Source organism: Paenibacillus sp. EZ-K15 (assembly GCF_002573715.1).
In the GTDB taxonomy this organism is placed as follows: domain Bacteria; phylum Bacillota; class Bacilli; order Paenibacillales; family Paenibacillaceae; genus Paenibacillus_AQ.
Map to the genome: position 1 here is coordinate 63,726 of NZ_PDHM01000022.1, position 26,615 is coordinate 90,340.

General features: G+C 46.5%; 26 protein-coding genes. 9 read left to right on the plus strand and 17 right to left on the minus strand.

The window, feature by feature from the left end:
* Nucleotides 1–34: 34 nt before the first annotated feature.
* The gene (locus CRG97_RS26990) at nucleotides 35–1,363 is read right to left on the minus strand and encodes an alpha/beta hydrolase (protein ID WP_098748730.1); all 1,329 of its coding nucleotides are present in this window, start codon (nucleotides 1,361–1,363) and stop codon (nucleotides 35–37) included.
* Nucleotides 1,364–1,532: 169 nt separating this feature from the next.
* Nucleotides 1,533–2,102, minus strand: coding sequence for a GbsR/MarR family transcriptional regulator (locus CRG97_RS26995; RefSeq protein ID WP_098748731.1), 570 nt, complete (start codon nucleotides 2,100–2,102; stop codon nucleotides 1,533–1,535).
* A gap of 373 nt (nucleotides 2,103–2,475) precedes the next feature.
* Between CRG97_RS26995 and CRG97_RS27000 the strand changes: the two genes are divergently transcribed.
* From CRG97_RS27000 to CRG97_RS27010, 3 genes are read left to right on the plus strand one after another with little or no spacing between them, the layout of a single operon-like run.
* Nucleotides 2,476–3,678, plus strand: coding sequence for a quaternary amine ABC transporter ATP-binding protein (locus CRG97_RS27000; RefSeq protein WP_098748732.1), 1,203 nt, complete (start codon nucleotides 2,476–2,478; stop codon nucleotides 3,676–3,678).
* Nucleotides 3,671–4,504 (plus strand): ABC transporter permease, encoded by an 834-nt coding sequence (locus tag CRG97_RS27005; protein WP_098748733.1) that lies wholly within the window; start codon nucleotides 3,671–3,673, stop codon nucleotides 4,502–4,504. Before CRG97_RS27000 ends, CRG97_RS27005 begins: the two co-directional genes overlap by 8 nt.
* 1 nt (nucleotide 4,505) lies before the next feature.
* Nucleotides 4,506–5,426: a glycine betaine ABC transporter substrate-binding protein gene (locus CRG97_RS27010; protein ID WP_098748734.1), complete on the plus strand. Its 921-nt coding sequence runs from the start codon at nucleotides 4,506–4,508 to the stop codon at nucleotides 5,424–5,426.
* A 674-nt stretch (nucleotides 5,427–6,100) separates the two neighbouring features.
* On the opposite strand, the gene CRG97_RS27015 is transcribed toward CRG97_RS27010, so the two are convergent.
* The 3 genes from CRG97_RS27015 to CRG97_RS27025 form a co-directional block, all read right to left on the minus strand.
* Complete coding sequence (locus tag CRG97_RS27015; protein WP_098748735.1) at nucleotides 6,101–6,832, minus strand: DUF6081 family protein; 732 nt, start codon at nucleotides 6,830–6,832, stop codon at nucleotides 6,101–6,103.
* A gap of 17 nt (nucleotides 6,833–6,849) precedes the next feature.
* Complete coding sequence (locus CRG97_RS27020; RefSeq protein WP_098748736.1) at nucleotides 6,850–7,776, minus strand: prenyltransferase; 927 nt, start codon at nucleotides 7,774–7,776, stop codon at nucleotides 6,850–6,852.
* A 152-nt stretch (nucleotides 7,777–7,928) separates the two neighbouring features.
* A complete protein-coding gene (locus tag CRG97_RS27025; protein ID WP_076324687.1) occupies nucleotides 7,929–8,906 on the minus strand; it encodes a LacI family DNA-binding transcriptional regulator in 978 nt (325 codons plus the stop codon).
* A 172-nt stretch (nucleotides 8,907–9,078) separates the two neighbouring features.
* Here CRG97_RS27025 and CRG97_RS27030 point away from each other — a divergent pair, with 172 nt between their 5' ends.
* Both CRG97_RS27030 and CRG97_RS33390 read left to right on the plus strand, forming a co-directional pair.
* Nucleotides 9,079–9,396 (plus strand): hypothetical protein, encoded by a 318-nt coding sequence (locus CRG97_RS27030; protein ID WP_098748737.1) that lies wholly within the window; start codon nucleotides 9,079–9,081, stop codon nucleotides 9,394–9,396.
* Between the two features lie 180 nt (nucleotides 9,397–9,576).
* Entirely contained in the window at nucleotides 9,577–9,753 is a 177-nt protein-coding gene (locus tag CRG97_RS33390; RefSeq protein WP_179090683.1) for a hypothetical protein, read from the plus strand.
* Between the two features lie 180 nt (nucleotides 9,754–9,933).
* On the opposite strand, the gene CRG97_RS27035 is transcribed toward CRG97_RS33390, so the two are convergent.
* The 5 genes from CRG97_RS27035 to CRG97_RS27055 all read right to left on the minus strand — a co-directional run bounded on the left by CRG97_RS27035 (nucleotide 9,934) and on the right by CRG97_RS27055 (nucleotide 14,977).
* On the minus strand, nucleotides 9,934–10,764 hold the full coding sequence (locus CRG97_RS27035) for a phosphoenolpyruvate hydrolase family protein (protein ID WP_098748738.1): 831 nt from the start codon (nucleotides 10,762–10,764) through the stop codon (nucleotides 9,934–9,936).
* Nucleotides 10,765–10,828: 64 nt separating this feature from the next.
* A complete protein-coding gene (locus CRG97_RS27040; RefSeq protein ID WP_098748739.1) occupies nucleotides 10,829–12,040 on the minus strand; it encodes a Tm-1-like ATP-binding domain-containing protein in 1,212 nt (403 codons plus the stop codon).
* 128 nt (nucleotides 12,041–12,168) lie between these two features.
* Nucleotides 12,169–13,374: a phosphoenolpyruvate hydrolase family protein gene (locus CRG97_RS27045; protein ID WP_237566593.1), complete on the minus strand. Its 1,206-nt coding sequence runs from the start codon at nucleotides 13,372–13,374 to the stop codon at nucleotides 12,169–12,171.
* An 80-nt stretch (nucleotides 13,375–13,454) separates the two neighbouring features.
* The gene (locus CRG97_RS27050) at nucleotides 13,455–14,090 is read right to left on the minus strand and encodes a pyridoxamine 5'-phosphate oxidase family protein (RefSeq protein WP_098748906.1); all 636 of its coding nucleotides are present in this window, start codon (nucleotides 14,088–14,090) and stop codon (nucleotides 13,455–13,457) included.
* Nucleotides 14,091–14,164: 74 nt separating this feature from the next.
* Nucleotides 14,165–14,977, minus strand: coding sequence for an undecaprenyl-diphosphate phosphatase (locus CRG97_RS27055; RefSeq protein WP_098748741.1), 813 nt, complete (start codon nucleotides 14,975–14,977; stop codon nucleotides 14,165–14,167).
* A 486-nt stretch (nucleotides 14,978–15,463) separates the two neighbouring features.
* Between CRG97_RS27055 and CRG97_RS27060 the strand changes: the two genes are divergently transcribed.
* On the plus strand, nucleotides 15,464–16,624 hold the full coding sequence (locus CRG97_RS27060; RefSeq protein WP_098748742.1) for a PsbP-related protein: 1,161 nt from the start codon (nucleotides 15,464–15,466) through the stop codon (nucleotides 16,622–16,624).
* 131 nt (nucleotides 16,625–16,755) lie between these two features.
* Here the strand turns inward: CRG97_RS27060 and CRG97_RS27065 are convergent, their stop codons facing one another.
* From CRG97_RS27065 to CRG97_RS27075, 3 genes are all read right to left on the minus strand, one after another.
* Nucleotides 16,756–17,337, minus strand: a complete 582-nt coding sequence (locus CRG97_RS27065) for a hypothetical protein (protein WP_098748743.1) — start codon at nucleotides 17,335–17,337, stop codon at nucleotides 16,756–16,758.
* A 19-nt stretch (nucleotides 17,338–17,356) separates the two neighbouring features.
* Nucleotides 17,357–17,956 (minus strand): zinc metalloprotease, encoded by a 600-nt coding sequence (locus CRG97_RS27070; protein WP_098748744.1) that lies wholly within the window; start codon nucleotides 17,954–17,956, stop codon nucleotides 17,357–17,359.
* A 377-nt stretch (nucleotides 17,957–18,333) separates the two neighbouring features.
* On the minus strand, nucleotides 18,334–20,136 hold the full coding sequence (locus CRG97_RS27075; RefSeq protein ID WP_153047515.1) for an Ig-like domain-containing protein: 1,803 nt from the start codon (nucleotides 20,134–20,136) through the stop codon (nucleotides 18,334–18,336).
* Nucleotides 20,137–20,513: 377 nt separating this feature from the next.
* On the opposite strand from CRG97_RS27075, the gene CRG97_RS27080 reads away from it, so the two are divergent.
* Both CRG97_RS27080 and CRG97_RS27085 read left to right on the plus strand, forming a co-directional pair.
* Entirely contained in the window at nucleotides 20,514–20,753 is a 240-nt protein-coding gene (locus CRG97_RS27080) for a WGxxGxxG family protein (RefSeq protein WP_098748746.1), read from the plus strand.
* Between the two features lie 261 nt (nucleotides 20,754–21,014).
* Complete coding sequence (locus CRG97_RS27085; RefSeq protein WP_098748747.1) at nucleotides 21,015–21,239, plus strand: DUF6199 family natural product biosynthesis protein; 225 nt, start codon at nucleotides 21,015–21,017, stop codon at nucleotides 21,237–21,239.
* Between the two features lie 90 nt (nucleotides 21,240–21,329).
* Here the strand turns inward: CRG97_RS27085 and CRG97_RS27090 are convergent, their stop codons facing one another.
* Nucleotides 21,330–21,797: a YwqG family protein gene (locus tag CRG97_RS27090; protein WP_237566594.1), complete on the minus strand. Its 468-nt coding sequence runs from the start codon at nucleotides 21,795–21,797 to the stop codon at nucleotides 21,330–21,332.
* Nucleotides 21,798–22,015: 218 nt separating this feature from the next.
* Here CRG97_RS27090 and CRG97_RS27095 point away from each other — a divergent pair, with 218 nt between their 5' ends.
* Nucleotides 22,016–22,741, plus strand: coding sequence for a stalk domain-containing protein (locus CRG97_RS27095; RefSeq protein WP_098748748.1), 726 nt, complete (start codon nucleotides 22,016–22,018; stop codon nucleotides 22,739–22,741).
* Between the two features lie 108 nt (nucleotides 22,742–22,849).
* Here the strand turns inward: CRG97_RS27095 and CRG97_RS27100 are convergent, their stop codons facing one another.
* From CRG97_RS27100 to CRG97_RS27110, 3 genes are all read right to left on the minus strand, one after another.
* Nucleotides 22,850–23,722, minus strand: coding sequence for a sugar phosphate isomerase/epimerase family protein (locus tag CRG97_RS27100; RefSeq protein WP_098748749.1), 873 nt, complete (start codon nucleotides 23,720–23,722; stop codon nucleotides 22,850–22,852).
* 79 nt (nucleotides 23,723–23,801) lie between these two features.
* Nucleotides 23,802–24,944, minus strand: a complete 1,143-nt coding sequence (locus CRG97_RS27105; RefSeq protein WP_098748750.1) for an ROK family transcriptional regulator — start codon at nucleotides 24,942–24,944, stop codon at nucleotides 23,802–23,804.
* Between the two features lie 71 nt (nucleotides 24,945–25,015).
* Nucleotides 25,016–26,599, minus strand: coding sequence for a type 2 periplasmic-binding domain-containing protein (locus CRG97_RS27110; protein WP_098748751.1), 1,584 nt, complete (start codon nucleotides 26,597–26,599; stop codon nucleotides 25,016–25,018).
* Nucleotides 26,600–26,615: the final 16 nt, after the last annotated feature.

Below are 26,615 nucleotides of genomic sequence, written 5' to 3' on the forward strand. Positions count from 1 at the left end.
ATCCTCCAATTACAATTCAATGCAATTTAGTAATTCAAGTATCCCAGTCCTCAACCTCATACAACAGCTCCATCTCGGACGATGCTGTAAAGGAACGCCGTTTAACTTCAGGATCCCCGATCTTTTCGTGCAGTCCAAACCCTCTTGATACCTTGAACGTAAAAGACAAACCATGAGGTACCATCGCACTTCCCCTATATAGGCCATCTCCGCAGTATGGAATCTCAAATCCGGCATAGATTGTGGGGGAAACCGGTGTGGAAGGCGGTACCTTCACCTGAATCGCGATTTTCACAAGCTCAGGCAGCTCTTCCACGATCGTAATCTCTTTATCTGCGCTCAAGCCTCCCATTTGCAGCGTAACCCGGGTGCTGCCAGGAATTTTAGGTTTCATCGTTCCGTCCGGCAGCATTCTGAGCCATTCCGGCTCCTCAACATGATAGGTTCCGTTCATCAACGTTTGGACAAATCCGCTGTCGTATGTAATGACCGGATTCAGTTGTTTGACGGGGCCGTTTACCCCTACGATGCCATCACCATGCAGCTTAATCGAGGTTGGTTCTCCAATGTCGCCGAAAAAATACAGCAGCGGCGCTTGCGCTCTGCCTGCCCAGTCGCTTTGACTGTGAGCCGCTCCCGGATCAAGGAACAGCATGAGATCTTCTCCCGGCACAAAGCCGTCTTGGATCAAGCGTGCTGCTTCCTCCCGTGCGTATTTTTCCATGAAGACCCCTTCCGCGCCGCCCATATCAAGCCATACCTTAAGATTCGGATGCGTACCGTATCTTTCATAAAAAGGATATTCCTTAAGCTCTCCTTGAGCATCAAAATAGGCTTTGACGAAATAAGGCGACATGACCGCTAAACTTCCGAACACATCCGGCCTTCTAAAGCCGATATTGTAGGTGACGATCCCGCCCGCAGACGAACCCATCATGGCCGTGTGCTCCGGACCCTTCAACGTGCGAAAGTTCTGATTGATATATGGTAAAACTTCTTCAATAATAAATAACTCATACCGTTCGCCGGCAAACGGGGGATCGAACACCTGATGCATCCTTGGATTGTCATGGAAATATTCATTCAGTCTTTGATGAGGAACCGTTGCGATGCCAACGATGATAATCTCCTGCATCCGTCCTTCGGACACCAGCCGATCTGCGGTGACATGCATATCCCACGAGCCGCCTCGCTCATCCGCTGAAAATACATGCTGCCCGTCATGCATATAGAGTACGGCATAATGCTTCTCCGTATTCTCATGATAACTGGGTGGAAGGTATACATACAAACTTCGGGTATTGCTTAAGTTAACCGATGGAAAATCTGCAATTTCTACCATTCTTGAGGACATACTGACCATTTTAACCCCTCCTGACTATTTTTGCACCCTATGCACTTGCATTCGGATATTCACTCTTAGGCGATGCCAGATAACAAAAAAAGGCACAACCCGATAAAATCAGGTTGTACCTCTTAGGTAAGCATTGCCTTACTCAACATTATACTGGGGAAATTCCCCATTTTCAATATCAGGATTTGTCCTGTGGCGGCTCTTTAGGCACATAATTAAAGATCTCGCCATCCACAAAAGTATCAATCAAGCGTTCCAGCCATTTATAATAAGCAACGGCCTCACGCATCTTTGCCTGATCCTCTTGCAGCACCGCTGTCAGTTCTTCGTCATCTTCATGTGCTTTACGGAGCTTCTCCGTTTCGTCCAGCGCTTTGCGCAGGACCAGAATGTTGCTCTCCACCGATTTTCTCCATTTAATATCAAAGAAATCCACGAAGCTCTGGTACCAGTCATACTCCACTTCATACAAATCCTTGCGGGAACCCTTCTCCCACACCTTGTTTACCATTTTATAATCGAGCAACGTCCGCACGCCTGTACTCATGCTGGTCTTGCTCATCTTCATTTCCTGTCCCATTTCATCGAGGTTCATCGGTTTATCCGCAAAATAAAGCAATCCGTATAAATGTCCCGTTGAGAGTGGAATGCCGTACAAATCCATATTCCGTCCAATATTTTCAATGACACGCTTACGAATCTTATGCACGGCTGCCTGCCGTTCATCATCTAAATGGTACAAGCCCATGCTTGCAGCCTCCTCTATCTGTAACCATCCAAGAAGTCATGTCAATATAACAAAACTAGGTGGACTCGAAGTGTAGTGTGAACGATCTCCATGAAATTTAAACAAGCCCCGATCCACACACATTCTCTGATCTATTGTAGGGAAAGCTATTTTAAAAGTAAAGAAGATCGCTCTAGAGGATATCGGAGCATATGGGAGCATTTCAAAGGATAACTTTGTACAGTTTTTACTGTACGTACTTTACGTACGGATATAACGTTTGATACTTTACGTATCGGTTGTTACAATGGGTGACATGGGTTTACGAGACGACAGGAATAAGAAGACTCGGTCAAGTGGACGCGTCTCTATACAATAAAAAGGAGGAGTACTTTTGGCTATTCTGCAAGTTAACAAAGTCAGCAAATTGTTCGGCGCGAATCCGGAACAAGGGATTCAATTGCTGGAGCAAGGCTGGAGTAAAGCGCGAATTGCGAAAGAAAAAAATATAACGGTTGGCGTTAACCGTGTCAGCTTCGATATTCATGAAGGCGAGATTTTTGTCATCATGGGGTTGTCAGGCAGCGGTAAATCTACATTGGTCCGTTTGCTAAATCGGTTGATTGAACCAACATCGGGCGAAATATTGATTCACGGCAAGGATCTCCGAAAAATGAACAAGGAACAGCTGCGGGAAGTACGACGCAAAAAAATCAGCATGGTGTTCCAGAAATTCGCCTTGTTCCCTCATCGTTCGGTTGTAGAGAATGTGGAATACGGATTGGAAATTCAAAAGATAGACAAAAGCAAGCGGCACGAAGCGGCCATGAAGTCGCTTGAGCTTGTAGGCTTGAAAGGCTGGGAGGAAAAAATGCCCGATCAGCTTAGCGGCGGCATGCAGCAGCGTGTCGGGCTTGCCCGTGCACTCGCCAATGATCCGGAGATTCTGTTGATGGATGAGGCTTTCAGCGCACTGGATCCACTCATTCGCCGAGACATGCAGGACGAATTGATCGAGCTCCAGGACAAAATGAAAAAAACGATCGTGTTCATCACCCATGATCTGGACGAAGCTCTTCGGATCGGTGACCGCATTGCCTTGATGAAGGACGGTTCGATTGTACAGATCGGTACGCCGGAAGAAATTTTGACCCAACCTGCCAACGATTATGTTGAACGGTTCGTGGAAGATGTGGATCTGTCCAAAGTACTTACCGCTTCACGGGTTATGCGCCGTCCGGAGACTATTACGATGGATCGTGGACCTCGCGTTGCGCTTGAGCTTATGCGTGAACGGGGGATCTCGAACCTGTTCGTCATCGATCGTTCCAAGAAGCTGCTTGGCGTCATTACGGCCGAAGATGCATCCGATGCCATGAAGAATAACCGCAAGCTTGCGGATATTCTCATCACAGACGGTCCGAGTGTTGGACCTGATACATTGCTGAATGAATTGTTTGAAATTACGAGTATGGCTAAAGTGCCATTGGCCGTTGTGGATGAGACCGGCAGGTTGATGGGCGTTATCGTCCGCGGTGCTGTTCTTGGTGCCCTGGCCGGAGAAAGCAAGAGCGAGGAGGTGACGCAAGATGCCTAAGATTCCTCTCGCTAGCTGGGTTGATTCATTGGTCGAATGGATGGGAGACGTCTTCTCCGGTTTCTTTGACGCCATCTCCTTCATCATCGAAAACGTCGTGCAGCTGTTTACGGATTTGTTCTTGCTTCCTCATCCGTATCTGTTCATTGTCATCCTGGCTGTCATTGCCTACCTATTAGGCCGTCTGCCGTTGACTTTGTTTACAGCCATCGGTTTTCTGCTCATCGATAACTTGGGCTATTGGTCACAGACCATGAGCACGCTCAGTCTGGTTATCACGGCAGCCTTGATCTCCGTTATACTGGGTGTTCCGCTAGGGATATGGGCGGCCTACAGCAAGTCGGCATCCCGCGTGATCATACCGGTTCTGGACTTTATGCAGACCATGCCGGCGTTTGTGTACTTGCTCCCTGCCGTCACATTCTTCAGCTTGGGCGTAGTTCCAGGGGTTATCGCTTCGGTTATCTTCGCCATTCCGCCAACGATTCGCTTGACCCGTCTTGGCATTATGCAAGTATCAAGTGAACTGACGGAAGCTGCGGATGCATTCGGCTCGACTTCCGGACAGAAATTGTTCAAGGTTCAGCTTCCGCTGGCGATGCCAACCTTGATGGCCGGCATTAACCAGACCATCATGCTGTCCTTGTCAATGGTCGTCATCGCTTCGATGATCGGTGCCCAAGGTATCGGTGCCGAGGTCTACCGGGCCGTAACCCAGCTGCAAATTGGTAAAGGGTTTGAAGCTGGCTTGGCTGTCGTCATTTTGGCGATTGTCCTCGACCGCTTTACACAAAATATATTTAAAACGAAAAAAAGGGGTGCTTAATTTGAAGAAACAAAAGTTTTGGTTGCTGCTCAGCTTGGCTGCTATTCTGGTTCTGTCTGCTTGCGGACAGGGCGGAAAAGGCGGCACGGATGGTACGACGGACAAGGGGACTGACGGCGGTGCTACCGCTTCCCTCGGCGAACAAGTGAAACATGAAATCATCGGTATTGATCCAGGTGCAGGTATTATGAAAGCTGCGGCGGCAGCGATTGATGAATATGGATTGACCGACTGGAAACTGATCGAAGGCTCCGGTGCTGCCATGACGGCAACCCTCAACAAAGCCATCAAGAACGAGGATCCGATCATTATTACCGGCTGGACTCCGCACTGGATGTTTGCCAAGTATGACCTGAAGTATCTGGAAGATCCGAAGAAAGTATTCGGTGAAGCGGAAGAGATCCACACCGTTGTCCGTCTTGGACTGAAAGAAGATCATCCGGAAGCTTACAAGTTCCTGAGCAATTTCAAATGGACATCCGACGATATGGGTCAGATTATGACAGCAATCCAAGAAGGCCAAGACCCTGAGGCTGCCGCTAAAGAATGGGCAGACAGCAACGCAGAGAAAGTGGATGCCTGGCTTGAAGGCGTTCAGCCGGTTGACGGCAAAAGCTTCAAATTCAGTTATGTCGCTTGGGATTCCGAGATTGCCAGCACCAACCTGCTGAAAGTGATCATGGAAGAGAAGCTCGGATACAAAGTTGACGCGCTTCAAGTAGAAGCAGGCCCAATGTGGACCGGCGTTGCCAACGGCGACGTGGATGCAACCGTAGCGGCATGGCTTCCATTGACGCATGCCGACTACTGGGATAAGTTCAAGGACAAAGTCGAAGACCTTGGCGCTAACATGGAAGGCGTAAAAACCGGCCTGGTGGTTCCGTCTTACGTGGAGGCAAATTCGATTGAAGATCTGAAGTAATATAAGACCATCCCATGGCATATGGGATGGTTTTTTCTTTTGGTGAATCAAGATTGTCGGCCTGTTCTGAGGAGGATGTATCCGTTCCGGTCGCTGTTGAAACCAGGAAAACGGGATGATATTCTTTCGGTATTTTCCCGGTTTCAAAGGCGAACGCCAGGTCTCCTCCACGGATACATCCTCTTTTCTCGGCTGGCCTCCAATCTTTCCACCCACCAAAAGATAGCCATCCCTTTCATCAGGGATGGCCTTTTGGGGGCTGAGCGGGGGAGGGGCTAAGCTGACCCGTTCAACACGGTCAGCTAGCCTGATTTATGGCTGAACATGCTGTGAATCCCCTGGACTCACAGGCTTGCCAGCGCAGCTTATAGGGGTTGCTGGTGCTTGGCGCAGTCCCTCTTAAACAAGCAAGCCTGTCGGCTTGCTTTCCTCCATTGATACATCCTCTACTCTTGGCTGGCTCCGATTTTTCCACACCCGGATTGCCGGACATGCTGTGACTCCTCTGGACTCACAGGCTTGTCGGCCTAGCTTCCTTGGCCTTTCGGGGGCTTGCAGCCTTCCCCGATACGGCCTCGTAACATTATACGAGCAATGTTGCAGCTCGTCCTTCTCTCACAAAAAAAGATCATGCCCACAAAAATGAGCATAATCTTTTTTCTACTATATAAGCACTACTCTTTTATCGTAACCGTCACGGGAGAGTACTCGGCAATAACGGTTTGTCCATGCACGGATACGCTGCCCTGCGGCGTAAGGTCTTTTTCGGTCATGATGCCAAGCGCGATGGTGAATTTGTTGAACTTGATCGGGATGTTCTTCTCCCGGCGGATCTCTTCGCCGTTCACGTAGAAGATTGCTTCGTCCTCGGCACGGTTATACGTGATTTTGTATGTGTTGAATTCCCGCGGCGTGAAGTGTGTATCCTCCTCTTTGAAAATACAGAAGTAACGGGTCTTGTCCGATTCAGGCACCTGCACGCCCGGGAACGGCAGGACGGCATACACGCTGGCGTACTTGTCGTTCGAAGCAAAAAAGTCCAGAGCCGCGCCGGTACTGAAATCAAGCAGGTTCAAAGATACGTAGCCGTCATACAAGTCGCCGGGAACCGTGCCTTGGGTGCGTGCCCGAATTTGCAGCTCGAACGTGACCTCGCCGGATTCCGGCACTTCCACCTCTTCATTGGAATAATACATATGCTTGGCATTATCGAGAATTTGGATCTGATCATTCTGGCGGCTCAGCGGCGCCCGCACGTACAGGATGCCGTTGCGGACGATGACGACCGCATTCGGCTCGCGATATTCCCAGAATGAACCGTCCGGCAGTGGGAAACCGCCGATCTTCCAAGTCCCGCTCTCGGACAGGATAGAGTGAAAATCACCAAAAACGCGTTGTTGTTCCATCTAATTCCCCTTCTTCCTTACAAAGTCTGAATGATTCCCTGGATGAGCAATGACAGGATCAGCACGCCGCCGCAGCGCATAGTCGTCATCGTTGACACACCCATCAGCGGTAAATAGGCTTCGGAACGGTTGCTGTCCTTCAGTCTTCCATAGACAAGATACAACGGTATAATCGTAAGCAGTGCAATCAATGCGTATGGCGGGAGCGCCCCGGCCAACACGCAGGCTATCAAAGACAAGCAGGCCAGCAGCAGCAGGACCCGCGAGAAGCTCAGCGCTCTTTTTTCACCCCATACCACAACCAGGGTCTTCTTTCCGGCCTGACGGTCCGCCTGCCAATGCAAAAAGTGATGATTGAACAAAATCAACGTTGTCAGCAGCCCGATGGGCAGTGACAGCAGCAGCGCCCGGACATCCATATGTGAGGTTTGAACGTAGTATGCGCCCATCACCGGCAAAATACCAAAGGATAGCAGAATCGCAATCTCGCTGAAACCCTTGCCGCGATATCCGAATTGAATTGGCGGTGCGACATAGAAATAAGCGATCAGCCCGCCAAGTCCGCCGAAGATGAAGGCCCACCAGCCGCTGATCAAACTGAGGATAATGCCGCTCAGCGCCGCAATCCCGAATAGCGTCCAGGTAACGATTTCGAATTTACGGAGCGACCAGACGCCCTTCGTAAGAAATCCGGAGTTCGTGGAGATCGCATCCACATGCTCCTGCGCTTCCGTATCCGTTCCGTTCTTATAGTCCCACAAATCGTTCACCATATTGGAGAACAGATGGGCAGCGCCGCTCCCGATCAAGGTCAATAAAAAGAGGCCTAAATGAACTTCACCTGTCCATACATAAGCCCCGAGTGCTCCCAAAGCAACCGGAATCAGCATAACAGGAATTACTTTGATTCGGGAAGCTTTTTTAAACTGTTCAAGGGCATCCACTTGGTTATGCTCCTTTCCTTCTATAAATACAGCATAGAACGCCTGCAGACAGCTGCAGACGTTAACGTTGTGAAACATGGAACTTGCATAAATAAGAATATCATAATTGTCGAACTTTGTAATCCGTTTGTTAGAACTTGGCTATGCAGCCATTATACCGATGAACGTTCGATCAGCTCGAAGGCAAGCTCCTTGCGAATCGGCTCTTCCTGCTCCCCTTGAATATGCGCATACAGCATCTTGAAGGCCTCGGAGCCCATATCAAACAGTCGGTTATCAATCGTAGTGAGACCCAGCATTTTGCCGATCGGCTGGTTGTCGAATCCGATGACAGCGAGTTCTTGCGGAATGGACAGTCCTCTCTTCTCGGCTTCATAGATCAAACCGGCGGCCACATGGTCACCCGTTACCAGCAAGCTACTTGGACGTTCCTCCATAGCGGACAGCCGATCCATAATCGCCGCACCGTCTTCCAGATCGATACAGCCATCCAATATCCATTCCTGGCGGTAAGGCTCCCCGATCTCCTTAAGCACTTCTTCATACGCCACTTGGCGTGCTCTCGTGCTCGGACTGTCCAGTCTTCCCACCGTGAAGCCGATGCGTCGATGTCCCCGCTTTATCAAATATTGCATGGCACTGCGAAATGCCTCTGCATGGTTTATATATATAGAAGAAAATAATCGTTCGCCCGCATCCTGACAGCATACGATCGGTCCATAAGCGCAGTAGGCTTCGATCTGTTTCGGAGTCACGGCCGATGATAAAATAATGATGCCGTCAATCTCGCGGTTACGCAGCATCTCCAGCACTTCCACTTCCTTATCCGGCGCATACCCGGTTTGGCACAGGATCAGGCGATAGCTAGCGGCAAGCGCTTCTTGTCCAGCTCCCTCCATCAGCAAGGAGAAGTAGGCATGATTAATAAACGGCAGCATGATGGCAATATTCATCGTTTTCCCTGTAATCAGATGGACCGCATTCATATTCCGGGCGTATTTCAGCTGTTTCATGGTCTCCAACACACGTGTCCGCTTATCTTCTCTGACATAGGGATGATTGTTCAGCACCCGGGATACCGTTGACACCGAAACGCCTGCCAGCTTGGCAATCTCTTTAATATTAGCCACTCCTTCAAGCCCCTTTCATCCACTGGTTCCTTCCTGATACTATCATGATTGCTTTCCCTATTCAAAGGGAGGCAACCCGGTAGCAAAAGGCTGATGCGTAAGTGTGTACACAATACCCATTTATTGATTTTTTTGGTATGATTACATGCATCATCCCTATGGAGGTATTGGCATGTCTAAACTGTTCAAGACACTGGGCGCTATATGGCTCATCGGCGGTTTTATCGGAGGCGTCGTCGTTTATATCATCATGGAAGGCAATTGGTTAACCGGTATCATTTGGCTGATTAGCGGCGCTATCTCGGGTGCGCTGTTCTATACGGTCGGTGAAATCCATGAAATCGTGTTGGAAAATAATACCCTACTCCGAGAAGTGCTGCACCGTCTTCCGGAGCAGCCTGGCGATCAGAAACCGTCCCTTGGAAATTCCAGAGCTAATCTCAGCGCACTGAAGGATTACAAGATGAATGCAAAAGATGAACAACGATAAAAAGAAGACTTGATCTGGTATGCTTTTCATACTTTACACTGAGGTTGGGTGGAAACCTTCATTCATTGTCAGCGTGACCGCAAGGGCGTGATGGCAAGGGCAAGGCTTCTGCCTTTTTATCATGATTCGTGAAACTTAGACCTTGTCCATAACGTTATCCTTGTCAAAAGGAGCTGATGGATGATGGAGACGTTCGGCAGAGGCTGCCTGTACTTGATCATTGGCATGGTGGTATTGCTGCTGCTTGCCCTGTTATTGGGGACAACAATTACGATCCCTTGGTTTATCTTCATTCCAATAATTATTATTGCCTTTGCTATAGCTGCATCCAAAAGCAAGCACAAGGATGATGATTAAGCGAAACCGCAGGTCACGTCGCCGGATGCTAAATGGGTTGTTTACGCCTCGTTTTCGGAACCACATGCGAGTTTAGCCCTATCAGTCGATTACCTTGCCACCGTACACCAAAAAAGACTCCCTTCCCGGGAGTCCTTTTCATTCCATATGATTCCGATCGTTCTGTATCAGGGTACCTATTTATTTCGAGATATTCTTGAATGCCTCTGTCTGCTGCTTAATTCCGACCTCGGTGGCAAAACGCTCGATGCTGGAAGCTCCGAAGAATCCCTCGACCCCCTTGGTTCTGGACAATACATACGCCGCATCCTCAGGTTCTGCAATCGGGCCACCATGGCACAGAATCATAATGTCCGGGTTAATGGCTTTACCGGCATCACAGATCGCTTGAATCTTTTCAACGCAATCGTCGAGTGTCAATGCTGTTTTCGCACCTATGGTTCCTTTCGTGGTAAGGCCCATATGGGCAACCAGAACATCGGCTCCGGCTTCAGCCATCTTCTTCGCTTGATCGACATCAAACACATACGGAGTAGTCAGCATATCCAGCTCATGCGCCTTCCTGATCATCTCAACCTCCAGATCATAGCCCATGCCCGTCTCTTCCAGATTCGCCCGGAATACGCCGTCAATCAAGCCAACCGTGGGAAAGTTCTGCACACCGGCAAAGCCTTGCTCTTTAAGCTGCTTAAGAAAAATATCCATGATCCGGAACGGATCCGTGCCACAAACACCCGCCAATACTGGCGTATGCTTCACGACCGGCAGCACCTCGTTTCCCATGTCCACCACAATCTGGTTCGCATCTCCGTAAGCCATCAGTCCGGCGAGCGAGCCGCGTCCAGCCATCCGGTAACGCCCCGAATTGTATATAATAATCAGGTCCACACCACCGGCTTCGGCGCTCTTGGCCGAGATACCTGTCCCTGCTCCCGCTCCCAATAATACTTTACCCGCTGCTACTTCCGATTTTAATTTTGCTAACACTTCTGCTCTTGTTGTCATTGCCATGATCATGTCCTCCTTCAGTATAAATAATTCTGTATGAGTGTGTAACCTGTAACCTGCGCCAGATTTATTGCCGTTTCATCAATTCCATCAGCTTATCGGCCGCAGCCACGGCAAAAGCTTGATCATTGATGTCGGTATTCATCTCGATCAATTCAACGGTTTTACGGTCTATGCGTTGTCTTAATGTGTCAAACAGCATCTTATCCTCTTCCGGTCCATGGAATGATTCACCTTCCACATCGAGCATCGATACGCCCTGCAAAGGAAGCATCAGCACGGTAGATCCTTGCGACATATTCAATTTGTCTGCAATCAACTCCCCAAGCTGCCGGTTCTCTTCAACCGTGGTCCGCATCAGCGTAACCGAGGGGTTATGCTTGTACAGATTCCGTTCCCGGTATGCCTCCGGCACGGTATCATAAGGACCGAAGTTGACCATATCCAGCGCTCCGGTTGATACGACCTGCGGTACCTTGCAGCGTCCGGCTGCTTCCAGGCGATGCGGACCAGCCGCCAAAACGCCGCCCACCAGCTCATCGCACCATTCCGTTGTCGTCAAATCCAGCACACCGTCTATATATCCGGCCTCAATGAGGCTTTCCATTGTTTGTCCGCCCGTACCTGTTGCGTGAAATACAAGCACTTCGTAACCATGCAACTCCAGATGAGCCCTGGCATAATCGATGCACGGGGTCGTAACCCCAAACATCGTCGCTGCAATCAGCGGCTTTTTATCCATCGGGGGCGCCGATTCGAATTGAACCATACCGGCAATCGCATGAGCCGCGTTCGTGAATATTTTGGTGGAAAACGAATTCAGTCCGGATACATCCACGATGGACGGGAACATAATAATGTCACTTGTCCCCACATAAGGTGCCGTATTGCCGGATGCGACCGTGGACACCATCAGTTTCGGAACGCCGATCGGCAATGCCCTCATGCCCGCCGTGACGATCGAAGTACCTCCAGTACCGCCAAATGACAGCATGGCGTCAAATTTGCCCTCTGCATACAGCTTCGGTACGATTTTTTCCATTCCTTGAGCCAATGCCTCAGTCCCTGCGGAACGGTCCTTTCGAGCCGCGATCTCACGTATATCCACACCAGCTGCCGCTGCAACTTCGATGTTGGATACATCCGGCGTGAACATCGGCTCGAACACACCGCTATGGATCGTAAACGTCTTTAACCCCAAGCTCTCGATAACGGATTTAACGTATGAAAACTCGGCACCCTTCGAATCAAATGTCCCCGCAATAGCTACCGTCTTCACCGTGCAGACCTCCTCCATATCTCATCTTTAGGATCGCTTGCACCCGTCCTGACAGGTCCGGCATAGGATCCCTACAAGACCATAATACAGCGCTTTCAAATAAAAAGGATCGTATCGATGTACGATCTTTATGTATATTTGTCTTTCATATGCTGACGATAGGATTGGGGAGAAGTTCCCGCGTATTTTTTGAAGGTTTTGCTGAAATGTACATAGTCCGGGTAGCCTACCAGCTCGGCTATTCTGCCTAGGGACAGCTTGCTGTGCTTCATGATTTCCTGTGCTTTGTGAATCCTGTATTTGGCTATATATTCCGGAAAGCTGCATCCCACTTCTCTGTTAAACAGGGCGCTCAGATGCGTTCGTGAAACATGAATGCGCTCTGCCAGCTCGGTCATTGAAATCGAGCCGGCGTAATTCTCGGCAACATACTCTTTTACAAAAGCAACATAATCCATCGGCTCTTCGAGCCGCGTCAGCTTCTCCATCAGCTGCCGATCCTGCTCCAAATGCCCTGTTGCCTTAAAACGATGTGTTGCATCCACAATGGCTTCTTCCGTCGGTGTTCGTTCAAAGCTCGAACCGCCCACGTAACCCATGGCTGACGTGTTGTCATACATATACTGAACATCGATCGGCGTATGGACCGGACCGCCATATACCAGCTTGATCGGCCGCCTGTCCGAAGCGTCACATACTTCAAATATGTCTCTGGCGATTTCCGCCCCCTTCTCCAGCGACCATGCTTTCGTGGTGCCCATCAACCCGCCTGCCGTGACGCCCAAATGGGCGCAGATGATATCGGCTCCCGCATCCAGCATCCACATCGTCTGCTCTGGAGTAAAAACAAAGGCCATCGTAAGCATATCTTGCGCATGGGCAGCCCGGATAGTCTCCACCTCTTGCAGATAGGTGATGCCTTCTTCCTCCAAGGCTTCACGAAACTGTCCATCTATCAGTCCTACGGTCGGATAGTTAATAATGCCGGCAAAACCGCTGCCGCGGATGAATGCCAAGTAATCGGGAAGCTGAATGGTTGGATCTGTCCCGCAGAGGCCGAAGATCACCGGTACGTCACCGACCACCGAAAGAATCTCCCGCGAGCCGAATTCCATCACCATTTCATTGCCGTTCGCATAGGGCATGAAACCCGCCAGGGAGCCAAGCCCCATTTGCCGAAAACGACCCGAATTCAGGGCCAGTATCAAATCAGCCCCGCCCTTAACCGCATATTTTGCCGAGATCCCTGCCCCTGCCGCAACGCCAATCAGTCGCTCCTGCGTCTGTATTCCTTTATGTAATCGGTCTACAATTTGTTCTCTGGTCGTTATCAAAGCTATTGGTCCCCTTATCTTCAATCTGACCGTCATATATCATCGTTTCCTTATATCGCTAATCCTATTATAAATGAATATCAATAGAGACGCTTATTGTAACTGTCCTGTAATCCCCGAGTAACCGACTCCTCCGTCACGCTATCTTGATTCACATGATCCGCAATGATCCGGGACGGATTCGGCAGCTGCTCGCCTGGTATCCAAGAATCGGGATTCCATGCTTGGGACCGTATAAAGGCTTTTGCGCAGTGCATATAACATTCCTCAACCCGTACTCCGATGCCAAGCCATGGCCGTTTGCCCTGTACGCTGAGCTGCTCCAAAATGCTTTCGTCCCTTACCAGAACGGCACTACCGTTGACTCGCAGGGTCTCCTTCAATCCCGGTATGACAAACACGATGCCGACCCTCGGGTTGGACAGGATATTGCGCAACGAATCAAAACGGCGATTGCCCGGACGTTCCGGAATAACCAACCAGGATTCATCCATTACATGCACAAACCCTGGTGCATCTCCCCTGGGCGAAACATCGCAGTAACCGGATGCGTCCGAAGTAGCCATAAATAGCAACGGACTCTTGGCTATAAAGTTTTTGCAGTGATGATCCAATCGATCAATCGTTTTATGTTTGACGACGTGACTGGACTCACCGAACAGTTCGCGAAGCTCCTCCTCCGATGTAATGATGGACTGAAAAGGATCTTTTGTCATCATAATCACTCCCCTACGTATGTAAAGAAGCCTCCCACAAGTTCAAAGAACCTATGGGAAGCCCTACTCCATTCTTATAAGAAGACCAGCAGCAAAATACCGACGACAAAGCAATAATAAGCGAAATATTTCAGATTACCCCGGGCCATGATATTCATGAACCATTTCATTGCGAAATAGGTACAGATCAGTGTAGCGATAAACGCAATCAGATAAGGGGTTAGCAACGAAGAAAAGTTGGGATCCGATGTGATATCCGAAACGCCCAGCACCATGCCGCCGAGACTTATAGGAATATACAGCATAAATGAAAACCGCAGCGCTGTCTCCTGCTTCATCCCCACAGCGATCGACGTAATGACGGTCGAACCGGATCGGCTAATACCCGGGATCAGCGCAACGGCCTGGGCCAAACCTACGATAAGCGCGTCCTTGAATGACAGGTCATTGTCCAGCTTGCGGCCGCGAAGATTCCGAATCAGCCAAAGGGCGACCCCCGTGAACAGCAGCGCAATACCAACCGTACGTACCGAAGCAAATATTTCTTCAATCTGGTCTTTGAACAACAGGCCGATAATGACGGCCGGAATTGTCCCTACAATAATATACAGAATGAACATGAAATCCGATTTATACTCCGGTTTTCGTGTGCGCAAATAACTTAGGCCGTTCACGATCAGTCTCTGCAAATCCTTGCGAAAGATAAATACAATCGCAATCAACGATGCCGTATTGGTCAGAATTTCAAACGACAGCCCATTCTGCTCCATGCCCATGAGTCTCTGTGCGACAATCAGATGACCGCTGGAGGATACCGGAATCGGCTCCGTAACCCCCTGCACAATACCCAGCAGCAAGTACTTCAACCACAAGATGAAATCTTCCATAACTCTCCTACTCTCTTTACAACATTTGTATTGCTATAAAAAATACTAGTCTATCATAGCCCAAAAAAATTGCAATAATCAAACCACGAATGGACAAAAAAGATATGTAAACAAGAGAAGCCCCTCTAACCACGGAATTAGAGGGGCTCCTAATCTATTGTTAAGAGGTGATTCCATCTTAAGATATGTAGCTTAATGAAACCTTAAAGCTTCATTAGGGGAACATAAAAAGATGTGAGTACTCCTTTGATCACTATGGTGAGACATGGGAAAGGCTAATATTCACAAGGAATAGTTCGATTTTCCCATTAACTTCTATAATTCTACAATATCCTTACTCTTTCGCCTTAAACATAGAAATATATACCTAGTTCTGATAGACTATTCTATAATATTCCTGTTTTAACGGGTTAACAACAAGCGACGGAAAATTTCCGTGCAAGCAAATCCCCTAGCCGATAGGGACTCAAGAAATGAGAAGAAGAAATGAAACGCTTGGCAAAATCAGCTCTGTTCATCCTGTTGTTATTGGTCATGTTGACTGCATGCAGTTCAGGGAAAGACGCAGCCGAAACTTCGTCCCCCCCTTCAACCCCGGAAAATGAAGCGGCAAAAAACACCGCCTCTGACAATAAGGAAAAGAATGAAGAACCTAACAAGACTCAATCATTTAAAGGGGAGAATTTTTCCTTTTCCTACCCTTCGACTTGGAAGGATGCAGAACTTAACATCCCTCAAGTCATTGCGGCATTCGTAAATCCTAACCCCCAAGGAGCTTTTGTTGATAATTTAAATGTCGTTATCGAGGAATCGTCAGCTACTCCAGAGGAAGCAGCTAACGCTGCCGTTCAAGGTTTAACCAATGGAGATGGGGGACCATTAATACAAGATTTCAAAAAACTGAACTACATCGACGTTCCCAAGAAGGCAGCGGGGATTCTGGAATCTGAATACACTCATGGAGAGTCCAACGCCCAGGTCATTTTGACTCAATATTTTGCCTCAAACGGCAATGAGCTTTACACGCTCTCCATTTCCTATTCCAAGACAGCCTACGATAATGGAGGAAAAGTGAGTGTCCAAAACATAATGGACTCGTTCGAAATCGTTAAAGTTAGTAATCAGGTGGAAGATGCGAATGCTAACGCTGGCAGTAATGTCGAAGGATTAACGGAAGAAAACCTTTTCGCTGAAATCATGGCTTATGTTATCCCAATTGAAATTGAAGACGGAGCTCTAGACGAGGTCACCTATAACTATTTTGTTCAGCATTATGAGTTGTTTCCAGCGCTTACACCTAAAGCTCAAAAGAAAGCGAAGGCAGAAGTCGATCCAAATATTACGTCCCGCCACCTCAACAAAAATCTGAGTCCCTATTTGGATCAGATGATCGAGGTAAGTGGATACGTTGTTGATATCATTGAAGATGAAGTCGAAGAGGGTATTACCCTTGCTGAAATACACATCATAGATGATAACGATAACTCCATTATCGGTTTTTATGCCCACTCTACCGGTGATATTCTGCAAGACGATTATGTCACGATGCGAGGAGTGCCGGCAACATTTTATTCATTTGAGAATGTAAGTGGCGGAACCACGAATTCTGTTCTTATCGGTGTGTCCACGCTTGAGAAGTCGGAATAGTTTTGTTTCTAATAGATGCTCTATTATCCTAAGCCCATTTTTGGGCTTTTCTTTTTGCAAATCTACTCAATACCTAGCATTCGGGTTGGTTACTTTTTTCTAACCTATTTGAACGAGTTGCATAAAGCTCTCTACTGCAAATATTGAGATGTTTTCAATTCCGAAAAAATATTTTGTTTGTTTTCGCTTTCATCATACACATCATCTGGATCAGTCCCATCCAAATTGAATTTACCAGCTTGCAAATTAATTACGCTATATTGTCCATAAGTATTTTTTTTCATAAATATTATATAACTGCTGCCGCTCTTCATTTCAGTATAATCCCCAATTGCTAATTTTTCTTTACCTGATAGCGTTTGCTTCAGAGCAATGGGTTCTATTACTTTCAGGTTACTCGCGTCTTCCTCAGAGCCTTTCAAAACCTTTTCAACCTCGATCTCGGTTAACGTATAAAAATCCACAGGTATATCATTCTCAAGTGTTCTAATCGTCATTTCACGATCTTCAAAGTCCTTAATGGGCCTTCCGATAACAATCAACTGGGCATCAGAAAATAGTGCTTCTCCCGTTGAGTACCCCTTATAATCTGGGTGAGTTCTTACATCGCGAACAGAATTATAAATGGCAAAATAATAATAACAAGCTGCTGCAAGGATAATAACCAAAGCCAGTGAAAGAATTATGCTTTTCTTTTTTAGCAACATCTTCATTTCATAATCCTCCTATTTTTTAATTTCCCCATTTGTACTTTAATTCACCTTTATCATAGGTTGAAGGAGAAGTAATATTACGATTTTTAAATGTGTCGGTTCCCGCAGTCATGACTGAGGAAGCTCTTTCAGTTGAGTTAGAGATATTGGTATGAGCCAAAGCAAGTGAATGCCCTACTTCGTGTAAGGCACTATTCTTTATATTGGTGTCATTTTTCAAGCCATCTGAAGCCAGATTATTGTCGTATAATATGACAACAGAATAATCCCAATTACCTACATTGGGGTCAACAGTATTGGAGCCGCCGTTCTTATAGTTAATTACTTGACCATATACTCCACTTGTTGCAATGTTATCAACAAAATACATATCTGTGGTTTTATCTTGTTTACTGGACTTTCCAATCGATACTTTTGAAGAGATTCCAGACCATTGTGAGCGTGCCCAATCGAACTGCGAAGTATAACCATATTGAGCAACAGAATAGTCATAATAGGCATTAAAAATACCAGTTGTTCTCTTGTAACTAAACACGGTTGCATTAGCATTAGGAATAGCTGCAATGATAGTTGACAATGCGATGAGAGTTGAAATAATTAACTTGCTTCTTTTCTTCAATTTCCATTTACCTCCTTTAATATAATTACATAAATATATTACCATATACTCCCTAATAAGGTAACTGTTTTATTATTTTGATTCAAAATGTAAAAAAGTGCGCCGATTGAGTATCGGCACACGCTCTCTCGTAAGCAAATTCTTACGGTAATGTATGTAACTTTTTTACTGTTTTTTTGCTTGTTACATAACCTATAAAAGAACCAGTCAAACTGACAGCATACATTACACAAATGTATCCAAATGCTTCGTATGAAACCGAGGGTAAGAAGTATCTTAGCAAACAGGTCCTAAGATGATTATTCCTACCGGTATTGAAAGAAGTATTGAATCAGTGAGATACATTACAATAACACTGCAAAATCGTCAAGCGGAATTCACTTTAAGGTGTCTGACTGCACACTCTCATTCGGAACGGATGAACGAACCACCAGCACGTTGGCCGAAGTGATGCTTCCCTTATATTGGGCATAGATCTGGGTTATTCCCGGCTTATGTCCGATCAGGTTTCCTTCCTTATCTACCTCGGCTATATCCGGATGATCACTGATGAATGTTGTTTGCCTTGTGATGTCGATTTCGTTTTGGTTAATATAGTTACGCAATATGACCTTCAAGTCGAGCATCGTGCCTTCCGCAAGCGAATACTCGTCAGAATCCAGCTTGATATAGCCAGAGACGGGTTCGAATTCGTCCGAGTCTTCCGGAAACACGGTAATGCTCAATCTGGTCGTGAAACCTTCGTATGTTGCTTCGACATAAGTGTTCCCCGGCTCGTTCCCCGTAATCCGGCCCAATGCGTCGATTTCCACGATGGCACTGTCCGCCGAGACATAATTCGCGGTGCTGGACAAATCGCTCTTTGTGCCGTCGGAATAAACCGCTTGAAGTACGGTGGAGACGTTTGTACCTGCTTTCAATTTCTTATCCTTTTCCGTAAACGAGATGCCCGTCAGCGTACGTTCGACTGGCCTGTCCGCTGAAGGCGACAGCTTCATAAGCTGGAACTTCTTCACGTCCCCCCGTACAACGGTTCCCGGAAAAATAAATCCGCCGTCAGGTGTTACCGCTGCACTTCCACCGAGGTAGATGGGAGGGCCCTTAAACAATTCCCTGCTGATAAACTGGCCGTTCCCATCGACGCTCAGCACATCGTATTGCCTTTTGTAATCCAGACTGTTGTGAGAAATATGTTCTCCCAGCATGGCGTAGCCGTCTTTTGTGTGGACAAGACGTTTAAAAAATTCGGAATTCATCCCGTCGCGATATGTTTTTTCCCATTGTTCCTGTCCGTTCAGGTCCAACTTGGTAAGTGCATTCACACGATTGCGGACGATACGTTTTTCACTGCCAATGACATAACCCCCATCTTCCGAAGCAGTGATGGAAAATGCAGTCCAGCGGCTATCCGGGTCCTTGAATTGTTTCGACCAGACTTCTTTGCCTTGATCATCAATTTTGACCATCAGCATCGCATCCAGGTCTCCCGTTTCATATTCCGCCCGGCCTACGCCGCCAACGGCAATGTACCCTCCATCATTTGCCGGAATAAGGTCGTTAAACTCTACGCTGTCTGTATAATTGTATTTGTTATACCACAACGTCTCACCGTTTATATCGATCTTTAAAATATAGGCTTTTTCATAGGCAACCCAGCCTACGGACCCACTCCCGGCTATAAAAAAATCGCCGTCCTCCGTTTCGACAATTGCAGTCGGGGTACTATCAATTGTATCATCCTGTACCTTCTCCCATAATACATTGCCCGATGAATCCAGTCTGATTATATACAGCTGACCAACAATCGGTACGTCTTCTGAATTCGTGTTACCGGCTACGAGATATCCGCCGTCCTTCGTCTCAATGACCCGGTATGCCATACTATTCGTAGTAGGATACATAGGCTTCTGTTCCCATTCAACCTGGCCCTCTGCATCAAGCTTTAAAATGTAAGCCTTTTGATACTTTCCAGCCTCGAAGATACCTCCAACGGCTATATAGCCGCCATCAGAAGTCGGGATCACTTCATTCCCTGCGGAGTTACTCCCGTAATCCCTGGACCATTCGACAGTTGACTGCGCCGAATCGGTAGCCGCGTAGCTTAATCCGGGCATTAATCCGAACATCAGCAGCAATCCGGCAAAACACGCCATCAATAATCGTGAATATTTTCTAGACACAATCCTACCCCCATTAGCAAATGATATTTGTGAGATTGTCAATTTCTTCTATTCCTTTCATTATTCATTGGATTCCCTGGAATTGGTATCCAACAAATCTCATAATTTTCTGATGCAATGGAACTGGTTTCCAATTATGGATCAGCATAAAAAAATCAGGACACTAGGAAGGCAGAATTAATTCTTTTTGGTTTACCGATGCTCCCGGCCCCCGACAAGGATTAGGAGGTCTTCTTTCGTTTTCACTTACTGTAACCCTTCCCTATCATATTCACGATTCTTAGTCCTAAAAAAGGATTATTAAACTTTGTTATGGGCACCATAATGTCGGTACCTGCCCATACATTCCAAATTAATACTGAAAGGAGGTCAACAACTTGAAGAAAATCTGTATGTCTTTTCTTGCTACGTTAAACATTGCTTTAATGCTGGTTGTCCCTGTTTCCGCCGATAACAATAACATGAATTCAAACGACATGAACACAAACAACGTGAACGCAAGAAGTTATAACACCAACGCAGCAAACAATGATAATGACACAGACTGGGGGTGGCTTGGATTAATCGGTCTTGCTGGTCTTGCTGGTTTAAGACGCCGTAACCCGGAGCGTCATTAAATAAAGCGAAAAACCGAGGAAACGTAGGTAAAGTCCTGCTCAATTAGAGCAGGACTTTTTTCTTCTGTAGTTACCTTTATCTTATGGCATTTACTCTTTACTGAAACCTCCATTTTGTTACTGCGTATGTATCATCAAGGGACTTGACAGGACGATCATGATTTATTAAAAACCCAGGTTGGTGCAGCAATAGGTGGATTTTGGGGTGGTGTATTGATCTTAATGGGGCTATCGACTCTGGTGCAACAAGGAGGTAACGCTATGTCATGGGGCACACTTTTTCTTTTTGCTATTATCTTCATAGGAATTGGCATTCTTGCCAGAAAGTATCCGACATTCGGATGGAGAATGAATGAGGGATGGAAAGTCAAAGGAGATTCTGAACCAAGCGATACTTACATTGATTTAGTGAAATTCGGTGGATTAATTTCCATTTGCCTTGGATCGATATTTTTTGTGCTTGGAATGATGACTTTATTGCTTTGACATTTAATACTGACGAGAAGATAATCATATCGCTGACATTGTGATCTTTTTATGGTCACTTAATAAAAAGGCACCCTTTCGGGAGCATTTTTAACTACATTGCATCTCGCAAATTATCCTGTCAAAACACAGCTTCGCAAGATCATCTTTATGGATCCAATAATAAATACGACCTACGTCTCCCCACATCATGCCGGTTTTGTCTTCTTTGGAATCGATCTGTAAAAGCAAGCGCCACTTCAATGCCGAGTTCACAATCTGCTTACGCACCTCTAAATTATTCATGTCGTACCGGCTATGAAGTCCATAAGCTATCTCGCAACCGACTTGCATACCACCTTGGATTTGATCCGGATGCCCCATTAACCAAAGCCAACAGGGTTCTTTACCGATGCGATCATAGTACTTATAATGCGAAGTTGGATAAACAACTACATTTCCTTTTACTTCAACTTCAACTTGTTTCATTCCTGTTATGTTTATTTCAATTTGTTCAGTGATGTCTTGAGAGACAAACAAGGACTTTAATTCTTCTTTTGTATCTTTATTCTTGATCACAATCGTTGCGTCCTTTTCGATCGTGCAGATGTCTAGAACTAACGTTTGATATTTCTTTAAAATCCCCAGTGTATCCAGACATTATATCGGAATAATCAATAGATCAAAAGAAGGGATACGGAATAGAATGGGCAAATTGTTAGTGTAACCGCTATAAAATTTTATCCAGATTTCTCCGTAATAAGTATTATACTTGACAAAAAAAGGAGTTGTATCACTTGAAGAAATCGTTTGTTAAAACCATTACCACTCTAGCACTTGGCATGATGATTGGATCTGCAACAATTGCAGCTGCAGCACCAGGTACAATTCAAGCTGTTTTATCAAAATTCACGATTATCGTAGATGGACAAAAACAAAATCTCAAATCAGATCCGATTGTATACAAAGGTACAACCTACCTTCCGGTTCGTGAGGTTGCCGAAATGCTAAACGCTGAGTTATCTTCTTTCGATAACAAGGCTAAGAGAATAGAATTGAAGACTGGATCACAAACACCAACAAATCCCCAAGTAAATTCCAATCAAACCAATGCACCACAGACACCACTAACACTCAAACTTAATGAAACCGCTACTCGAGGTGATATGACCCTAAAAGTTAACAGTGTAAGCTATACAAACTTCATCCCATCTGGACCTGGATCAACATCTGGTATGATTGCTGATACAGGAAACAAGTTCGCTGTTATTGAATTTGAAGCAACGCTAAACGAAGAGCCGACAAACCAATTTGCATGGAGTGCATTAGATTTTTTTGATAGCGCTACTATTGGTGGCAAGAAGATCAGTTCAGCTACTTCATATGACCATACCAATCTACTAAAAGGTGAGACGAAAACTATTCAAGTTACGCTCAACCTTCCAGAAAATATGGATATCAGTTCTATCACCTTTAGAGATCCAAGTAAAAATTCGATTTTCGGAACGATCAATCTTAAATAAACGATGCCAACGGCGGCTCCCCGGATACCAATATTCGGGCCGCCCACGCCAGAAACGCGACCTTTTGTGATTCTATATATAGAAAAGAGACCCCTCAGGGTCTCTTTTTCATTCTTTAAACTTGCGAATAAACTGAACCGCCTTGGAAATATCATGTTCCGGATTTTGACCCACTTCACGTTCAATCGTTAAATATCCCGTATAACCCATTTCCTGCAGTGCTGTAAAATAAGCCTCAAAATCCATTGTACCTTCACCTAGCGGCACTTCCCGGAAAAATTCCCCATCTTCAATCCTCTTTGCCAAACTCTGATCCTTGCTCTCAAAACCGAGCGAGCCATACACTTCCCTTGGATCAATAGGCTTATAGCGAATCCCGTCTTTAACATGGGTATGCACGATATAGTCCCGCAGCAACTTGACTCCCTCTACAGGATCGTCACCGGTAACCATGACCAAATTCGCCGGATCAAAATTAACGGCTACCCCTTTGGTACCTAACGAATCGAGAAATCGTTTCAGCGTTGCCGTTGTCTCCGGTCCCGTCTCCACCGCGAAATGGGCCCCCAAACTGCTGGCGTACGCCGACAGCTCGGCACAAGCTGCTTGCATCGCTTCATAAATAGGATCATGCTCATCCTCCGGAATAATACCGATATGCGTGGTGACAATGTTCGTGCCAAGCTCCACCGCAAGATCCAGAATTCGTTTGGACTTCTCGATCTTCTGGCCGTTTATTGAACGATCCTGAAAGCCATGGCCAATATCGCCGCATAAAGCCGTAACTTCCAATCCGAGAGAATCAATGTACTTTTTTAGTTCTTGACGGGAAGAATGGGATAAATGATCCGGATCCATCTCTCCATGCACCGCGAATATCTGCACACCGTCCGCACCTACAGATTTGGCCTTTTGAAGACCTTCCCGCACGGGCAATCGAAAGCCATCAACAATCACGCCTATCTTATTCGTCAGTTTCACAGTTTTACTTCTCCCCCATGATGTTCCCTAAAATTTGATAACCGGTACTTTTAGGACAGTTTACTTGTAAAGCCAATGATCACGTTAACGAAATCTTACCTTTGAACAGCTGATGCAAAACCATCGTGGTTACGCCGATCACATAATTTCTTTTACCTAAGCTCGCTGGGGTAACCCAGTTCGAGTCATATAAACCATCCACCGCAAATTTGGCTAGATGATCGTGAATCTTCTGAATGCATTTCGGTGATGTCATGAACCATCCGTCCAAAATGGTCTTTTGCGGGCCAAACAGATTCATCATGACCGCAACCGCCCTGCTCAAAAACAGCAGGCTTCGATTCATCATCGTCTCGATCCAAACTTCCCCGCGTTCATACGCTTGTACAACTTCTTCTATGGTTTGGGGTTCAGGGCAGCCATGCTTGGCTGCCCTTTTCCGCGCCTGCTCCAGCACATAGGTACTGTTAAACCAATTATCATGCAGCAGGGCGACCTCGCCTGCTCGTCCTTTGTACCCCGAATAGACCTGGCCATTCACGATAAACCGGGCTCCGACACCTTCATATATCCATACATATAACACGTTCTTAACGCTAGGACTCGTCTCCAGATAATATTCCGCAAATGCAGCGGCATTGGTGTCGTTCATGACGTAAATAGGCAGATTATAATAACGGGACTGAAGCAGCCTGATGATCTCAAAATCCTTCAAATTCAGATAACGTGCGTACGATATTGTCCCGCTGCCCTCATCAACAATACCCGGAGAAGCAATGCCAATTCCTTTGATTTGGGAGAAGTCACTGATTCCCGCAATTCGGACAATCTCATTTATACAGTCAAATATCGCCTGCAGAACCTGGTCATTTCCTTTTACGGCCGGAACTGTAAGCTCAGCGACGATTTCACTGTGGAAATTGGACAGCGTGCAGTAAAATGTGTTGTTTCCCAAACCGACCGAAATGACAAACCCTTTATCTTTGCTGATCTCCAGCGATATGGCCTTGCGCCCCGCACCAACCGATGACTTTTCGCCCGATTCAACAATGTATCCTTCGGCAATCAGCTCATCCACCAGAGAGGACACGGTCGTAGCGCTCAGCTGCGTAACCTTTGCCATATCCGCACGCGACATCGCTTTTTCCCTATGAAGTAAGCTTAAGATGGTCGCTCGGTTGATTTCTTTCATTAGATATACGTTACCTCTAATATGTTTCATTCATGTACCTTTCTCCAGGGTAATGTGTTCTCTAGAAAAAGAAACCCCCTAGTTTCCATTGTTCTTATCCATTACTTCATTAATTCTTTATTCGCCTCATACGCTTTGTTCTGGATAGCTTCCAGTTCATCAAAACGCATGGATCTCACTTTCTCAGCGAATGCCTCAAATTGGGATAACGGCTCCTGCCCGATAATAAACTTGCTGATCATCTCATTCACATAGGTATCGATCTGCGTTTTGATCTCCGTGCTCGTCTCAAAATCATCTTCGGTGTACTTCAAGGCAGGTACCGGATCCCGGAAATAGTTTTGTTCGACGTAATAGAACAGTTGCTTGGCAGCATCCTCGCTCACAGCAGCCGCTTTCTCATAACGGGCATCTTGACGGAAACCGATCCATGGCTGCGCTCCGATTCTACTTAATGCCTTTGCAGCCCCGTCCGGATTTTTCATAATCTTGTCGGTATATTTGAGCGTTCCATCGGCTTCCTTCGTATATGTATCGCCCTCAACCCCGAAGTTAAATAGCAGCTGACCTTCGTCACTGTAAGCATACTCGAAAATTTCCATCGTTTTGTCGACGTGCTCGTTCTGGCCGCTGATGGCCCAAGCAACAGGCACCACGATTTGCTGCTGCCTGCTCGTAAGCGGTTTGTCGCCTTTGTTCATGACTGGAGGTGGCGTAACCTGAAAATTAAATCCTTTAATATTCTCAACCTCAGGTCTTGCATTGAAGCTTGCCACATATCCAACCCAATGATTGGTTGCACCGACTTTATCATTGAAAACCATCGAAGTATAGTCTTTATCTTGTCTGGACAGGATCTCTTGATCAAACAATCCTTCACTGTACCATTTGTTCATCGTAGTTAGGAATTCCTTGGCGCGTGGATCGATTGGCGTGTAGATCATCTTGCCATTCTCCTCCATCCAACGGCCATCCTCGTTCAAGTCAATGCCCCAAGCATCCGCAAAGTTCAAATAAAAAGTGCCAGCAGTAGAAAACGGTACTTCATCCTTCGAATCACCGTTTCCGTTGGCATCCTTCTCTTTGAACGCTTTCAAAGTATTATACCAATCATCCATCGTTTCCGGTACTGGCAGGTTCAAGCGATCCAACCAGTCTTGACGAATCAAGGGGCCTTCGGATGTACGAACCGCAGACAACATCGGAACTCCGTAAATATTGCCATCTGCATTAACAATCTGGGATTTGGCAATTTTGTCGTCTACTAAATATTTTTGCAGATTCGGCTTATCTTTAATCAGATCGTTCAGCGGGATGAACACGCCCTGCGGACCGTACTTATTAAAGTTGCTAGGTGCATCCGCGACGATATCCGGATACTCATTGGAAGAAATCATAAGCGGAAATTTGTCACGCATCGTTTTGGCATCACCTGTAATAAAGTCAAATTCCACGTTAAATTTTTTCCCGATTTCCTTCCATACCAGTGTTTCGTTGGTGTACATTTCGTCCGTTGCCCGGCTCGCAATAAAGATCGATAATTTCACCGGTTCATCACCGCTCGTATTATCTGACGGCGACGATTCTCCCTTTGACGCTCCGCCTCCGCATGCCGATGTCAGAAGAGCCATAATGATTACAATGATCAATAAGGATATCCCATTCTTTCTCCATTGTCTGTTCATTCTTACGACCTCCACT